The following is a 14,596-nucleotide window of genomic DNA, read 5'->3' as shown; positions in this document are numbered from 1 at the left end:
ATTCCTAACTAAGCTTTGCTCTCACTTTGAGGCTAGCTAGCACTAGTCAGTTGCCCTCTAACAGATTCACCCAAGAGCCATACTCAGGAGTCATGTATTGTCGTCTTCTACAGCTGAAGTTTTGTGTAGGAATACGCTGAATACTCTCGGGTTGCCAATTTCGTCAGGCGCTACATTGAGCGTACTTTAGAGCGTACTTTGGGAGGCGGTTTTGTGTTCGACGTGGCTTTTGAAGAATTGGGCGAGGCGGATTTACAGCTAGGGTTGGCGATCGCACTGACGATAGGAATTTGTGCGATCGCCTTCAAAGCTATCCCGCTCATGTCTCGCGCTGTATTTAGTCAACTACAGGTCTCAGCCGCCATCTACAAGGACGTGGTCGAGCCTAATCAAACACTATTAGCGACTGTCCTTGGCTTGAGCGTTGCCGATGTACTGATTGACTCTTTGCTCTCGAATGCAAAGCTCTACACGCTAGTTGAGATTCCGCTGAGCTTGCTGGTAGGCGGGCTCGTAATCTGGCTAATCTTTCGCCTGGCTAGGCTCTTTTTTGACATCTATCTGCTCAACGCCGCCGTACAGGCCGACCGTAAGATTAACAGCGAAATTCTTATTCTCGGTAGGGTCACGACTGTCGTAGGCGGCATTATTATCGTTGCCATCGTCTTCGGCCAGACTCATCAGATTAATGTAGTGGGTCTAGTTGCCAGCCTGGGCGTAGGCGGATTAGCCGTTGCCTTTGCGGCCCAAAAGACGCTCGAACAGGTAATTAGCAGCATTATCTTGTACATCGATCGTCCGTTTATTGTTGACGACTATATTGGCTTACCTGATGGGACTTTCGGGCAGGTAGAGTCGGTTGGCTTGCGCTCTACCAAAATTCGTACGTCTGGTAAAGGTACGCTGGTTGTAGTGCCCAACAACATGCTGACTCAAGTGGCGATTGAAAACTTTACCGATGCCAAGAAAGTGATGTCGATTGTGTATCTGAAGTTTTATCGGGCGATCGCCAGTGATGAAAGAGCGCTCATTCGCCAGGTGATTCTAGAAAGTACCGAGGGCATCTTTGGTATCGACTATCGCAGTACAAATATCACTTTTGTGGAGCCAGATAGCGTTTCTGAAGTGACTGAGACCAGGGCTCAAGTCACCTTTTTTATTTTGGGATCTGGAGAAGTTTCTATGGAGCTGCGTCGTCAGCTATTAGACGCGGCTAGTCGAAATGTCGCCCAAAAGCTTAAAGAGTTCGGTATCGCCTTCGATATAGAAGCGCAAAGGATCAATGTCGATTCACCTATCACTATTTAAACCGCTTTAGTTAAACCGCTTTAGACCTGGCTATAACAATCCGCACTTATTCCAAGCGTTCTACATGGACACTCTTCTTTCAGCATTAAAAGAGATTTTTCAGATTGATCGCGATGCACAGCTTCTCCTAACTCGGTTAGCTATTCAGCTTGGACTGTTTGTCTTTTTCGTCTTGCTCTCAGCAGCTATTGGCCAAGGCACGCCAGCATTGATCCGACTGTTTTTTCATAAAGCGGCACCGGACAAGGTCGCTAACGGTTATGACGCGCTGATAAAACCACTTCAGCCACTGCTGCGAGTCACTGGCACGCTGATTTTAATCTCGCTAAGTCTTAGCCTACTTCAAGAGTATCAAGGACTCTATGAATTCCTTAGCTTCTTCGTTACACTAGCGACTGTCATCAGCGTGGCCTGGCTATCGTCGCGCCTATTTCGTCAATTTGTGCGTGTCTACGGCATTGATTTAATGCGCCGCGCAAATCTAGAAGTAGATGAAATGCTGCTAGTGGTAGAAACCTTGATAAACGTCGCCATCGGCGTGGTTGCAGTCATTGCCTTTGCCCAGAATCAAGGCGTTAGCCTAGTCGGACTGATCGCTGGTTTTGGCATTGGTGGTGCTGCGATCGCCTTTGCTGCCCAAAAGACATTAGAGCAGCTGATCGGAACGGTCGTTCTATATCTCGATCGGCCCTTTGTTCCAGGCGATCATATCCGCGTGAGCCTTAATCCTCATGCTGACGATGTCTATGGCCGCATTGAATCTATTGGCCTACGTTCAACTAAGCTGCGCTCAGCGGCCAAAAACACGCTAGTAATCATTCCTAACTCGACGATGGCCAATCTGGATATTGAAAACATCACTCGGGGTAAAAAGGTCATGGTGCTGCTCTATCTTGACTTTGTTCGAGTTTTAGATGAAAGAGAGCAAGCTCTGGTACAACAGGTGGTCAAAGAAAGCACAGATACCCTGTTTGGCATCGATCCAGGCAGTACCAAAATCAGTTTGTTCAAGCTAGATGATCGATCTGGTTCACGGGCACGCGTTACCTTTTTTATTCTCGGCTCTAGCGAAAACTCGATTCAGCTACGCAAAAGATTATTGGAACTCGCTAACGCAAAAATCTCTGCCAAACTGCTGGAATACAACATTCAATTCACCGTCGAAGACCCGACTGTTTATGTCGATTCTCCGGTCACGATCTAGAATCACCCCACCGGGTACCCCTATTCACGGCTCAGATCGTTCATCTTTAACAAACGTTAAAAGGAACGAACACATGCTACTTTCGACATTTGAACTACTGCTAAAGCCCATTACACCCAATCCAGGCACTGTTGCCGGATCAGATCGCGGTATTCTTCAAGGATATTTTTTGAATGTCGCTAATCCTACCAACCGCAATCTGCGAATTCGTCTGAGATTCAATGCAACGACCCCCTCGATTAACCCAACAGAACTTCTAAACATACTAGACACAGGGGGCACCAACAACTTTGCAGGAAGTTTGGTCGCAGATGGGCCTAATCGATTTAGATATGATTTTGGGCTAAGCGCTGGCGACACAGGCTTGTTCATTTTGCAGCCTAACATTCTCAGCCTCGATCCAGCAGCGGATCAAGTAGAAGTCAGAGGCTTTGTTGAAGTCTTTATTCTAGTTCCCTTCTTTTGTAGAAATCCTAGTCCACTACTGCTTACCCCCGAACATCGCGGCACATTCCTGTCCTCTCCCGGCGGCAACGGAGAATTCGACCAGCTAGCCGTGTCTCTCCCGACGGCCACAGGCGCAAGTCTGATGGAAGTTGACACCATTTCTAGCTTTCCGCCCTTTCCGAACCCAAACCCGATTCCTTTCCCCAGACCTATTCCCAACCCTATCCCCTTCCCAATTCCTACGCCCACTTTGCCTGTGACCCCTGGTCTAATTGACAGTAACGGGGCTGAGAACGCCTCCGTGCAGCCAGATCTGGCACAGATTTTGACCGTCATGGCAGAGCGGATTGAGTCTATTGAAAACGGCCTAGCGGTCAGTCAACGCTAAAGTCGAGCTGAAGATAACCCGTACTTGATCCGTTACTGACTATCTTTTCTACAAAAAACTGTGAGAGCAAGGCAAGGGATATCTCCCCTAAAAGCTGAGAGGGGTATTCCTTGTATTCTGCTACGCAAAACTATAGAAGCTAGCATTATGAAAGACTTAATAAAAGAGTCGGCCCGGCTCAATTTTCGCTTTTTTCCGACTAGGTTTACTTGGGCCGCGATTCATCCTCAGCCGATCGGCGTTGTGTATTTCGTTGGGGGTGCTTTCTTTGGCACTTTTCCGACATTGTTCTATCGCTTCTTGCTCAAGCGTCTTTTCTACAAAGGCTATACCGTTGTCGCGCTGCCATTTCGATTTTCGTTTCGCCATTGGTCAGTAGCGCTAAGTCTGCTTGAAAATCAGGACAGTATTCGCCAAGAAGTTGAAGAAGAAGCTAGAAAGCAAGGGTTTGAAACTGCCTTGTATGCACAAGCGTCGGGAGCTGACATTCCAAAGATAAAAGAGTATTGGGTAGGTCACAGTTTAGGATGCAAATACATTGCCCTAATGGAGCTGTTGACCGACTTTGAGATCTTCGAGAAGTACAACGCTCTGCTTCACTGCGTTAAACCCAGGCAGGCCCAGCGGATTGATGAGCTGGTTGATAAATCGCCGCTGATGACCATATCGCTGTACAACCAGCCTTCTATCTTGCTAGATCCGGTAATTTCAGATTTAGATAATGCAGTTCCAATCAAGTCTCTGCAACGGTTCTTTAGTCGTCTAGTTCAGGTTTTGCCTTCTCGCGAGGAGACGTTTTGTTTGATCGAACACTCGAATTTGTTTTCACTGACCTCAATCATCGCCTTCGACAGCCAGGTCGCTAAAGAATCGGTGGACGAGCTAAAGCAGATATTAGAACGGCGGCTGCTCAACTTTCGTGCTCTTTCAGTCGAAGCTTCACGGCTAGGCAAACATCTGGCTCCTTTGGGGATGAGCTCTGGCAGTCAGGCCATCGTAGAAGCCGTTGCCGACGAACTTGAGAAAGCCAAAATCGGGTAGCTTTCGTGGCGTAGGGATGCTCAGAAATACCGCCTAAATCGCAGGCACACGTAATTTTATTGGTTGTAGAAGGCGGGGGAGCCTCGGAAAATGCGATCGCGACGAGCTAGGCTTACCCAAATAGTCACTCTTACCGGCAGATACACTACTGGAAAAGTATGATTAGAGGAGAGAATGCGTGGGTAACGTCCTGACGGTCGATGGATTTCGATTCTTCATACCACCCAATGACCATGAGCCCGACCACGTGCATGTTGAGAAAGGTGACTTCGCAACTAAAATCGATATATCGGGAGATCAGGCTGTATTGATGAAAGGGGAGAAAACTAGGCGCGCTGCCAAAGATCCGAAGCTAAAGAAAAGAGCACTACGTCTAGCAAACGATAACTTGCAAAAGCTGAAAGCTGAATGGAGAGAGCGGCAATGACTCTGACAACCCAGATAGCACCTGGCATAGAGAAAGGAGTAGAACCCTCAGCGACTCGCTATCTAGCGCAGAGCCGAGAGCTAGAGATCAGGTTCAATACAGGTGCTCGTTATCGCTGGCCAGTAGAGTCCTTACAAATGAGAGAGAAAACTGCTAATGGCTGGCAAGATATCCCGACCCCAACAGACGAACAGCTAGCTAACGTCCGTCTGTGGCCACACAAGGAAGTTGTAGAGTTTACTGACATTGAGCAGTGCTTCGAAATCGCTGCGTTGATGCGTGGGCAGCTGGGTTCTAAGCAGTGGATGGAAAAGCTGCTAAGTCGCTAATGAGCCTTTACCGCTCTAAATCGCAGGCACACGTAATTTTATTGGTTGTAGAAGGCGGGGGAGCCTCGGAAAATGCGATCGCGCTGCCCCTGAGAAAGCCGAGAAGATCCGTTTGACTGGTAGGCAACTGGAATCTCTTGAATGTCTTCGTTGGTCGAACTCGACAGCGGCATAAACGAATGATTGGCTCTATCGTAGGTGAGTACAGAGCCATCGACGATGTTATAGATCCAGCCGTGGAGCTGGACTTCGCCTCTGTGTAGATGCGATCGCACCGAAGGATACGTCTTCAGATTATCAATCTGGGTCAGCACGTTTTCTGCAACCAGGGTCGAGAGCTTCTCAGCCTTCGCCAAATAGCCGTAATGCTCTTCTACTAGCTCGCGCGTTGCCTCTGTGTGCTTTAGCCAGTTGTAGACTAGCGGCATCTTAGTCTCTAGCTCGCCTACTTGCAGCAAGCCTTTCATCGCTCCGCAGGTCGTATGTCCGCAGACCACGATGTGCTGAATATCCAGTGACTTAATGGCATATTCAATCGTTGCGCCTTCGCCGCCATTCGTTGAACCGTAAGGCGGAATGATATTGCCGGCGTTGCGAATTACAAACAGATCGCCCAAGTCCGACTGCGTAATCAGCTCCGGCTGCACCCGAGAATCAGAACAGGTGATAAACAAGACCCGAGGATGCTGACCCTGGGCCAGCTCTTGCAGCAGTTCCTTATGCTCTGGAACATAGTTGCTCTGGAATTCACGCAGGCCCTTGATTAGATCTTTCATCGCTCTTTTTTCTATCTCGTGTATTTATACTCTCATGGAGCGAGAGGCTAATTCGACTTTGGAGCATCTAAAATAAAGGAATAGAGTCTTTAGGGTTCTCGTTCTACTACAAGGGAACAAAGGTAACTCCATTTTCATAGTCATCTATCTCACCATAAAAAATAAGCAACTCTAAGTCATCGAGAACTCGCCCTATGGAAGCAGTTGCTATAACTGCAACGACACCGGGCATTACCAGGTTCTGTTTTACACGCTGGTAGGCATAGGATACAACTGTCGCTACATCGTGAGTCAGTAGAATTCGTCCTTCGTTGGCAGCCCATTCCAGAATAACGGGGTCGGCGGCGTGCAAAAGACCTACATCCTGAACGCGAACAATGTCCAGATTCGGTAAGCGTCTTATCAGTCCACGAAGAATAGCGCCATTGAAGTTTTCATCAGTAAGAAAAAGCAACTTAGAGTCAGCTTACTTGAGCCTGTTTAGGTAATGCTTGATTTTACGGTTACCGCCTCGAAGTTAGTTTTCTTGAGACTGACGGCGGGCTAGCAAACGCTGCCTCAAGTCGGTCAAATTGTGCTTTTCGCTTAACTGCTGCCGCCACTGCTGAGTTTGATGATCTCGCTCTTTCAGATAGTCATCTACTAGCTGGCGATGCGAAAGATAGTAGGCAATGACGGCGTATATCTCTGAAAGGGATAGGACTGAGTATTGCAAAGCAATTTCTTCAGGCACAGCACCCTTGTGATAAGACGCTAATACACTGTCAAGTGTGACTCGGGTCTTGCCAATCCGAATGCCGCCGGACTCGTCCCATCGTAACGGTGGCGCAGTCGCTTTGAATTCAACTTGAGCGTTCATTGACTCATTCCTAAAGACAATTATGGAAAAAAGAGCTATGGGACTGTGCGTAGGGTTGGTGTGTTGAAATCGATGATGGCCTGCTCAGCGCGGGCGGCTTCGGCTGCGATCGCCTCATTCGTCTTGTCCAAAAGCTGCCAAATCGCCTGTAGCAGTTCATCTGTCCCTTGGCGACTAACTGCTGAGATCCGAAACACCTTCTCACCTGTCAACAGAGCTAGCTTGGCGGCAATCTCATCTACTTCTTCATCTAACAATGCATCTACTTTGTTGATTGCTAACATCTGCGGACGGCCAACCAATCCCCTGCCATAGGCACTTAGCTCCTGTTGAATGGTCTGATAGTCAGCGACCGGGTCTGCCGCCGTCCCATCGACTAAATGCAACAGCAGTTTTGTCCGCTCGATATGGCGCAAGAAATCATGCCCTAAGCCCTGCCCTTCATGAGCGCCTTCAATCAGTCCAGGAATATCGGCGAAAACCGTGCCATCACCCGTTGGCTTGCGAACCACGCCCAGGTTAGGAACTAGCGTCGTAAATGGATAGTCAGCCACCTTGGGTTTAGCCGCTGACAGCGTTGAAATCAATGTTGATTTGCCCGCATTTGGCAATCCAATAATGCCGACCTCGGCCAGCAGCTTCAGTTCTAGGCGCACTTGCCGAATCATGCCGCCGATACCGCGCTGAGACATCTCGGGGGCGCGGTTGCGATTGCTCAAAAAATGCTTATTGCCCAGGCCACCTTTGCCCCCCGGCGCAATCACTAGCGACTGATTAGGCTCAGTCAAATCGCCAATCGGCTCACCTGTTTCCAAGTCGTATGCCAAAGTTCCGCAGGGCACTTCAATGATTAAATCCTCACCGCTCGCGCCAGTTCTGTTCTTGGGCCCGCCTTTTTCGCCGTCCTTTGCTTTGAAACGGTGGGCATAGCGAAAATCTAGCAGGGTTTGCAAGTTGGTATTAGTCGTCAGTATTATTGAGCCGCCTTTGCCGCCCGTACCGCCAGAAGGGCCGCCTGCAGGCACGTATTTTTCCCTCCTGAACGCGGTCAATCCGTCGCCGCCTGTGCCTCCCTCTACTTCAATTTCGGCCTGGTCAATAAATTGCATGGGTGAAGGTAGGGGAAACCGCTCTATTTTAGAGAATAGCGCTTTATTCTAGCGTGAATCACTTGTGATTACAGGCTTCAGATACGATTACAGAAGCAAATATGCAGATATATAGAACTCACCCACATACATACAGAGCAAATATCTACAGAGCAGAAATAGCCGTCTGAATTCGCTCTAAAAGTGCTGGATCTTCGCGGTGAGCAGCCAATATCTCATTGAATACTCTAGGCGTTAGGTCATTTTCTTCGGCCACCTGGCTAGCATTATTGCAAAAGGCTACCAGCACAGCGCGCAGATCAACCCTACCCTCTCTAGAAATATCTGGCATGTCGGCCAAACGGGTGCTGGTGCAGCTAAGCGGCGTTTCGATGATGCTCAGATCGCTGTCGGCGCTAGTCAAGATATCGCTGGCTAGGGCATAGGCTTCGAGCCGTTCGGCTTCAATATTGACGACAGCGCGAGCATAGTTAGTGACTTCGTCATCGCTATAGGCTTGGGCGTAGGCGGGTAGAACGTATCTATCAGTAAGCAGAAGACTAAGTGGAGTTAAGGTCAGTGCGCCAAAGGCAAACGCTAACCAGATTCGGCGAAGGTAAGACTGCGTCAAAGTCATGATGAGTGCGATTTTTGGGGTATCTAGCGTGTATGTCGATGGGCGGGTATAGACATTTCAAATCACTATAATGTTACAGCCACAGGGATTACAGCGGTTGTCTCGGTCTGAGACGCTCTGTCCGAGACTACGTGCCAAAGCAAGCCGCAATTTCAATCACTTTGGTCTGCAAAGTAATCTCCTCAGGAGCGCCACGCTTTAGGCTAAATTCTAGTCCCAGCAGCAGTGACAGGGCTTTCCCTAGCTGAGCAGATGAGCAACCTCGGATTTGCTTTTGTAAAATATAGACTCGCCTGGGATTGTTGATTTCTGCCGCCTTGGCGATCGCCTTTACATCCCGTTCGCCTTGCTGTGCCATCAAACTCACCCACAGCCACCGCCGAAACTGACCTACGAGTGTTGCCACCACCTTCAGCGCTGGCTCGTTGTTCGCCAGTAGATCGGTCACTAGCCCTAACGCCTGGTCGGTTCGCCCTGCGATCAACGACTCTGCTAGCTGAAAACTGGTCTGGGTGCTCACTGCTACTAGCCGAGTAATCACTGCTGGCGGCAAGGGATCCGTTTTCACCTGTCCCTGAGAGCTCCAGTACACGCTCAGCTTTTCAAGTTCGTTGTACAGTCTGCGGGTGTCGGCACCGACGGCTTCTGCCAAGAGCGCTGCAGCTTCAGGCTTCAGGCGCAGATGCATTTCCTGTGCGACTCGCCGTACTTGATCGATTAGCTGATCGGTTTGCCAAGGTGCGATCGCCGCAAACTCACGTATATCTGCATGCTTTTTTAGCAGCTTGGTCGATTTCAGTCGCCCGTCTGGCTTACCTGAACTCGTCAGCAGCAGTACCGTTGTCTCTGGTACCAAAGGCAGCGTCCGGGCCATCTCTGACATCGTCGCCTCTGAACAGCGCTGAGACAAAGCTGTGTCTACTAGCCATACCAAGCGATGACCCGCACCGAAAGGAGGCGTCATCGCCAGGTTCAAGGCTTGAATTGCGCCATCGGTCACATCAGGCGTGATGCGGTCGTAATTGAAAGTGGCCCAGGCGGCATCTAACGTGCGATCGCGTAGATTCTCTACCGCTTGCTTCAACCGAAACTCATCCTCACCCCAAAAGAAGTAGATCGGCATGCTTTGTTCAACGCTTAGTCAATAGTCACAGGCTACCTGGATTCGAGCGAAACTCGCGCTATAGGCAGCTTTGGATAGCTTTTCACGTAGCTAGAGAAAAGTCTATCAAGAGACACAAACATTTATTAAAAGTCTGCGTTACAATTATTTACATAGAACCCATTGGAGGCATCATCATGATGACCACAATCTTAATCGCGCTCATCGTCGCAGGCTGGGCAGCTGTTGCCATTATTGGCACCCAGACCTACTTCCTGGGCGAGCAAACCAAGCCGATTCATGAGCGCAACTGGCGATCTGCATCTTTCGAGGCGATCGCAGTACCAATCACAGGCCAGCCCACTAACTACGCTACTAGAACGCCCGCATACAGCGGTGACGCTTACAGTAGCCGTCGGTTATCTAGCCGATAGAACGCTCCTTAGGAATCAGCTAGCTCTGGCTATCTAGACGAAGTAAGCCGGTTAGCTAGCATTAATTAGGCATTAGTCAGGTGCTAATTAGATAGCGAGGCGTCATAAAACTCTAATTTTATTGCCCTTGTGAGAGACGAAGCCGAGCGGTAAATCGATAGACCTATCTCATCTAGACATTGAAATAGCGACACAGTTAAGAGAGGCTTGCCAACTATGGGCAAGCCTCTCTTGATTATTTTTTGGCGATTATCATTGAAATTAACGGCATTACTTTGATTATTTGATAGACTAATTTCTATGCAGCCTGACAACTCTCAGCCTGTATCAGCCTATATACAGATAGGTCAGTTGACATAGATAGAGGCCATTAAGCTGTGATTCACGCAACACTCCATCAGCTCAAAGTATTTGAAGCGACGGCTCGCCATGGTAGCTTTACTCGCGCCGCCGAGGAACTTTATCTGACTCAGCCCACCGTCTCGATTCAGGTAAAGCAGCTCACTAAAGCAGTTGGACTGCCGCTGTTTGAGCAGATCGGCAAGCGACTTTATCTCACAGAAGCTGGTGAGAAACTGCTATCAACTTGCCAAGATATTTTCACCGGGTTAGATCAGTTTGAAATGTCAGTAGCCGATCTTAAAGGGATGAAGCAAGGTCAGCTAAAGCTGGCGGTTATCACCACGGCTAAATACTTTGTGCCTAGAATTCTAGGTCCCTTTTGCAAGCGCTACCCTGGCATCGACATTTCACTAAAGGTGACCAACCATCAGCGTCTACAAGAGAGCATGATAGCCAATGAAGATGACATATACATCATTAGCCAGACACCGACGCAGCCCGATCTAACTATTCATCCTTTTTTAGAAAATCCGCTGATTGTTCTGGCACCTACTAGCCATCCCCTCGCGCAAAAGAAGAACATTCCGATCGAAGCGCTTAACAACGAAGCGTTCATTATGAGAGAGCCAGGTTCGGGCACTCGTAAAGCGGTAGAAAAGATATTCGCAGAGAACAATGTGGCTGTCAATGTGAGTCTAGAACTGGGCAGCAACGAGGCGATCAAGCAGGCGATCGCAGGCGGATTGGGCATTTCTGTGCTCTCTCAACACACCATCATTTCAGAAGGAACGACAGGTGAGTTCGCCATCCTAGATGTCCAGGGATTCCCGATCGAGCGGCACTGGTATGTTGCTCACCTAGCAGGCAAACAGCTATCGATCGTCGCCGAAACGTTCCTCAAATTCCTCAAGGAAGAAAGCCCCGAAATGGCGCGGAAGCTGTTGCCAGGGCTAGGAAAAGTCGCACTCAACGGCAGTGAGGAAAACGACGAAGTTAGCCAGAGAAATGGTCAGACATCCTCTGATCCTGATGGAGATAGCAAAACTAGAGAACCTATGACCGTTTGATTAAAAAGGGCCGAGGTTTCCAGCCAAGGTATCAGTCGAGATCTTAGCCAAGGTTTTAGCTCTTGGCTAGCAGCCCGCCGCTCAATCGCCGTAGCGCTTTTTGCACCATATCGGCATACTTCACCTCACCGGCAAAAATTCTAGCCATTGCCCAAGTCGCAGAAGGCTGCTGCATAATCGTGCGGTAGCTTAGGTGCGGAGCGGCGTAGAACGCTTTTGCCAGTCTGGTTGCTAGCTTCATCTCGTGGCCAATTTCTTCTGCGATGATATCTGTATATTCGGCTAGAGCTGATCGGTTACCAGCGATCGCATCGCTCACTGCCTCAGCCGCCTTTATCCCTGTAAATATAGACGGCCTGATTCCTTCAGCCGTTAGCGGATCGACCACACATGCCGCCTCGCCCGCTAGCACAGCGTGTTGAGTATGCAGTCGCTGATTGCCATTCCAGATATACACCGGATGCCCAAACTTCGGCTCCGCATCGCCATCTACTCCAAACGCTGATGCATACTCGGCCATCGGTGCAACCAAGTCTTTGCCCTTTCGCCGATCTGTGCGAAAGACGCCGCTACCGATTGAATAGCCATCTCGCTTAGGAAAGTTCCACACATAGCCGTTTTTTAGCAGCCCAAACTCAAAATGAACGACGTGGCTGTTTTCTACCGTGCCTTTAGGTTCAATTTCGATAGCGCCCGCAATACTGGCTTTGCGATCGCCAAATCCTAGCCACTTTGCCATCGGACCGCGTCCTCCATCAGCTGCAATCAGATAGCTACCCTCAAACGCTCCCCCACTCGTTGCTACCTGCCAGCGAGCCTTTCCAGACTCTGAGACAAATTTAACCCCCATTGCCTTAGTCTGATCCAACAGCCGCGCCCCCTGTTTCTGAGCCTGCTGCACTAGGTAATGATCGAACTCATTCCGTCGCACCATCCAAATCGGCGCTTGCAAATCAACCTCTATCGCTTCGCCTAGATTCCATGTATACCGAGCCCGCGTCACCTTCTGCGAAATCACTGGCTCAAAATCAAAGTCAAACCACTTCGCCACCTGCGGTGAAACCCCACCTCCACACGGCTTATAGCGAGGTAAAGCCGCTTTCTCTAGCAGCAAAACCGTGTGTCCCTTTTTGCTCAGATGGTAGGCAGCACTTGCGCCCGCTGGTCCGGCACCCACAACAATGCAATCGTATAGTGGCATAAGTTTAAAGTTGCGAATTAGTTTACGTTCTATCTCGCCACGCCTTCGGATCTCGTTTGGCATGAAAGCAAGCTAGAACAACAACTGTACTGTCTTCAATAACGTAGAAGATACCGTAAGGAAACCTACGAATTAAAGCTCTGCGGATTTGCCTATGTACTGACGGATAAGCGGATGGGTTGCGAGCAACCTTTGAAAGACAAGCGTCAACAGCGCGAACAAATTCAGAACCGAGACCATACTTATCTTTCCTCGTAATATTGGTACGCATCTTGGATATCAAACTCCGCTTCGGATCTGATGCGTAGCAAATAGGTCATTAGGGGTTACCAAGCCGAGCTTTAACCGCTCGCCAACTCGATGAGTCTTCAGGAGGTGTTTGATGCTTCTCTAATCGCTCATCTAATACCTGCTTTTGCGATTCAGTAACGACAAGACTCTCAGGGTTAGATAGAATACTATCCCAGAGATCCTCAGCTAACTGTATTCTCTCTGAGATACTAATTTGTTCGATATCAACTGTCAGCAAAGGCTGCATACTACCTATCCAATCAGCGACTTTGGTCCCTGATTCTATCGCTATAGTCAAGCACATATCCTACAACCAAAGAGATCTTCGCCATTCAATGGATTGACAAAGGCTTGTGTCCTACGACTGAGCCAATTATTCCAAAGGCAAAAGCCTCTGCTGATCTATTTATCAGCAGAGGCTTTATTTAACTCTAGAACGCTGCTAGCTTAGGAGTGCATTCGCACGAGAGACAACGTTGTCAACGGTATAGCCGAACTTCTCCATAACGGTGCCCCCCGGAGCCGAAGCGCCAAAGGTATCGACAGAGAGCATATCGCCTTCATCGCCGAAGTACTTGGCCCAGCCAAAGCTGCTCATGGCTTCAACAACAAGCCGCTTTTTAACTGCCTTGGGTAAAACAGATTCTTTATACTCGGCGCTCTGCTCTTCGTAGAGCTTCCAACAAGGCATAGAGACTACACGCACCTTCTTGCCATCACCGCGTAGCTTTTCAGCAGCGTCTTCACAGAGCTGCACTTCACTACCTGTTCCGATCAAAATCAGATCGGGTGTGCCGTCTGAATCAGACATGACGTATGCGCCTTTGGCCACCGCATCAATAGAAGACCCTGGTAGATTACGTAGACCCTGGCGAGAGAAGCACATCAAGGTGGGTGCTTTCCGCTTGTTCACGGCGATTTTGTATGCACCGGAGGTCTCGTTGCCATCAGCGGGGCGAATGACATAGAGATTAGGAATGGCTCGCAGAGAAGCAACAGTTTCTACTGGCTGGTGGGTAGGCCCGTCTTCGCCTAAGCCAATGGAGTCGTGAGTCATTACATAGATGACGCCGGCTTCAGAAAGGGCAGAAAGGCGAATGGCACCGCGCATATAGTCGGTAAAGACTAGGAACGTAGCGCAGTAAGGAATCAGGCCGCCGCCGTGCAGAGCGATGCCGTTGCAGATTGCGCCCATGCCGTGCTCGCGAACGCCGAAGTGAATATTACGGTTTTCGTAAGCGCCCTTTTGATAGTCGCCGGAGATTTTCAGTTCGGTGAGGTTGGAGTGGGTTAAATCAGCGGAACCGCCGACTAGTTCGGGCAGCACAGGTGCTAAGGCGTTCAAAGTTGCTTCTGAGTTCTTCCGAGTGGCTAACGCTTTGTCCTCAGGGGTGTAGGTAGGCAGCGCATCTTCCCAGCCGTCAGGCAGTTTACCGGATAGCAGCCGCTCGAATTCCTTAGCTTCTTCGGCATACTTGGTGCGGTAGGTCGCGAGCGTTTCATTCCACTCGGCTTCAGCGCTAGCGCCTTTGTCAATGGCCTGACGGTAGCGGCTGAGCGCATCTTCAGGGATCTCGAAGAAGTCGTATTTCCAGTCGAGGTTTTCACGAGTGGCGATGGTTTCTTCGTCGCCGAGCATTGCGCCGTGAATGCCG

The 14,596-nt window shown here is 49.5% G+C and carries 18 protein-coding genes; 8 read left to right on the top strand and 10 right to left on the bottom strand.

The genetic code is table 11. From position 1 onward, the window contains the following. The first annotated feature begins 213 nt into the window (after nucleotides 1–213). From IQ256_RS25425 to IQ256_RS25400, 6 genes are all read left to right on the top strand, one after another. Nucleotides 214–1,308: a mechanosensitive ion channel family protein gene (locus IQ256_RS25425; RefSeq protein ID WP_370623546.1), complete on the top strand. Its 1,095-nt coding sequence runs from the start codon at nucleotides 214–216 to the stop codon at nucleotides 1,306–1,308. 64 nt (nucleotides 1,309–1,372) lie between these two features. Further along, entirely contained in the window at nucleotides 1,373–2,512 is a 1,140-nt protein-coding gene (locus tag IQ256_RS25420; protein ID WP_193858497.1) for a mechanosensitive ion channel family protein, read from the top strand. A gap of 73 nt (nucleotides 2,513–2,585) precedes the next feature. Continuing rightward, nucleotides 2,586–3,347 carry a hypothetical protein gene (locus tag IQ256_RS25415; RefSeq protein ID WP_193858496.1) on the top strand — a complete coding sequence of 254 codons (762 nt, stop codon included), beginning with the start codon at nucleotides 2,586–2,588 and terminating at the stop codon, nucleotides 3,345–3,347. A 147-nt stretch (nucleotides 3,348–3,494) separates the two neighbouring features. Further along, entirely contained in the window at nucleotides 3,495–4,388 is an 894-nt protein-coding gene (locus IQ256_RS25410) for a DUF1350 family protein (RefSeq protein ID WP_193858495.1), read from the top strand. Nucleotides 4,389–4,566: 178 nt separating this feature from the next. After that, the gene (locus IQ256_RS25405; RefSeq protein WP_193858494.1) at nucleotides 4,567–4,815 is read left to right on the top strand and encodes a DUF4160 domain-containing protein; all 249 of its coding nucleotides are present in this window, start codon (nucleotides 4,567–4,569) and stop codon (nucleotides 4,813–4,815) included. Next, nucleotides 4,812–5,144 (top strand): hypothetical protein, encoded by a 333-nt coding sequence (locus IQ256_RS25400; protein ID WP_193858493.1) that lies wholly within the window; start codon nucleotides 4,812–4,814, stop codon nucleotides 5,142–5,144. Before IQ256_RS25405 ends, IQ256_RS25400 begins: the two co-directional genes overlap by 4 nt. A 38-nt stretch (nucleotides 5,145–5,182) precedes the next feature. Here IQ256_RS25400 and IQ256_RS25395 read toward each other — a convergent pair whose 3' ends face one another. From IQ256_RS25395 to holA, 6 genes are all read right to left on the bottom strand, one after another. After that, a complete protein-coding gene (locus IQ256_RS25395; RefSeq protein ID WP_193858492.1) occupies nucleotides 5,183–5,920 on the bottom strand; it encodes a carbonic anhydrase in 738 nt (245 codons plus the stop codon). A 106-nt stretch (nucleotides 5,921–6,026) separates the two neighbouring features. After that, nucleotides 6,027–6,374 (bottom strand): DUF5615 family PIN-like protein, encoded by a 348-nt coding sequence (locus IQ256_RS25390; RefSeq protein WP_193858491.1) that lies wholly within the window; start codon nucleotides 6,372–6,374, stop codon nucleotides 6,027–6,029. A gap of 63 nt (nucleotides 6,375–6,437) precedes the next feature. After that, nucleotides 6,438–6,779, bottom strand: a complete 342-nt coding sequence (locus IQ256_RS25385) for a DUF433 domain-containing protein (protein ID WP_193858490.1) — start codon at nucleotides 6,777–6,779, stop codon at nucleotides 6,438–6,440. Between the two features lie 35 nt (nucleotides 6,780–6,814). Continuing rightward, nucleotides 6,815–7,888 (bottom strand): GTPase ObgE, encoded by a 1,074-nt coding sequence (gene obgE, locus IQ256_RS25380; RefSeq protein WP_193858489.1) that lies wholly within the window; start codon nucleotides 7,886–7,888, stop codon nucleotides 6,815–6,817. A gap of 145 nt (nucleotides 7,889–8,033) precedes the next feature. After that, nucleotides 8,034–8,504, bottom strand: a complete 471-nt coding sequence (locus IQ256_RS25375) for a DUF4168 domain-containing protein (RefSeq protein ID WP_193858488.1) — start codon at nucleotides 8,502–8,504, stop codon at nucleotides 8,034–8,036. A gap of 127 nt (nucleotides 8,505–8,631) precedes the next feature. Next, nucleotides 8,632–9,627 carry a DNA polymerase III subunit delta gene (gene holA / locus IQ256_RS25370; RefSeq protein WP_193858487.1) on the bottom strand — a complete coding sequence of 332 codons (996 nt, stop codon included), beginning with the start codon at nucleotides 9,625–9,627 and terminating at the stop codon, nucleotides 8,632–8,634. A 176-nt stretch (nucleotides 9,628–9,803) separates the two neighbouring features. Here holA and IQ256_RS25365 point away from each other — a divergent pair, with 176 nt between their 5' ends. Beyond that, nucleotides 9,804–10,040 (top strand): photosystem II protein, Psb35-related, encoded by a 237-nt coding sequence (locus IQ256_RS25365; RefSeq protein WP_193858486.1) that lies wholly within the window; start codon nucleotides 9,804–9,806, stop codon nucleotides 10,038–10,040. 377 nt (nucleotides 10,041–10,417) lie between these two features. After that, nucleotides 10,418–11,449: a LysR family transcriptional regulator gene (locus IQ256_RS25360; protein WP_193858485.1), complete on the top strand. Its 1,032-nt coding sequence runs from the start codon at nucleotides 10,418–10,420 to the stop codon at nucleotides 11,447–11,449. A 55-nt stretch (nucleotides 11,450–11,504) separates the two neighbouring features. On the opposite strand, the gene IQ256_RS25355 is transcribed toward IQ256_RS25360, so the two are convergent. The 4 genes from IQ256_RS25355 to IQ256_RS25340 all read right to left on the bottom strand — a co-directional run. Then, a complete protein-coding gene (locus IQ256_RS25355; RefSeq protein WP_193858484.1) occupies nucleotides 11,505–12,650 on the bottom strand; it encodes a geranylgeranyl reductase family protein in 1,146 nt (381 codons plus the stop codon). A 22-nt stretch (nucleotides 12,651–12,672) separates the two neighbouring features. Next, nucleotides 12,673–12,921 carry a type II toxin-antitoxin system RelE/ParE family toxin gene (locus IQ256_RS30555; protein WP_228025267.1) on the bottom strand — a complete coding sequence of 83 codons (249 nt, stop codon included), beginning with the start codon at nucleotides 12,919–12,921 and terminating at the stop codon, nucleotides 12,673–12,675. Between the two features lie 48 nt (nucleotides 12,922–12,969). Further along, nucleotides 12,970–13,188 carry an addiction module protein gene (locus tag IQ256_RS25345; protein ID WP_193858498.1) on the bottom strand — a complete coding sequence of 73 codons (219 nt, stop codon included), beginning with the start codon at nucleotides 13,186–13,188 and terminating at the stop codon, nucleotides 12,970–12,972. Between the two features lie 195 nt (nucleotides 13,189–13,383). Continuing rightward, nucleotides 13,384–14,596 (bottom strand): transketolase C-terminal domain-containing protein (locus IQ256_RS25340; RefSeq protein WP_304952615.1); only part of this gene is annotated, 1,213 nt, incomplete at its 5' end.

Source organism: cf. Phormidesmis sp. LEGE 11477 (assembly GCF_015207105.1).
GTDB lineage: Bacteria > Cyanobacteriota > Cyanobacteriia > Phormidesmidales > Phormidesmidaceae > Phormidesmis.
The sequence above is the reverse complement of the archived record's forward strand: the minus strand, read 5'-3'. Positions and strand labels throughout refer to the sequence as shown.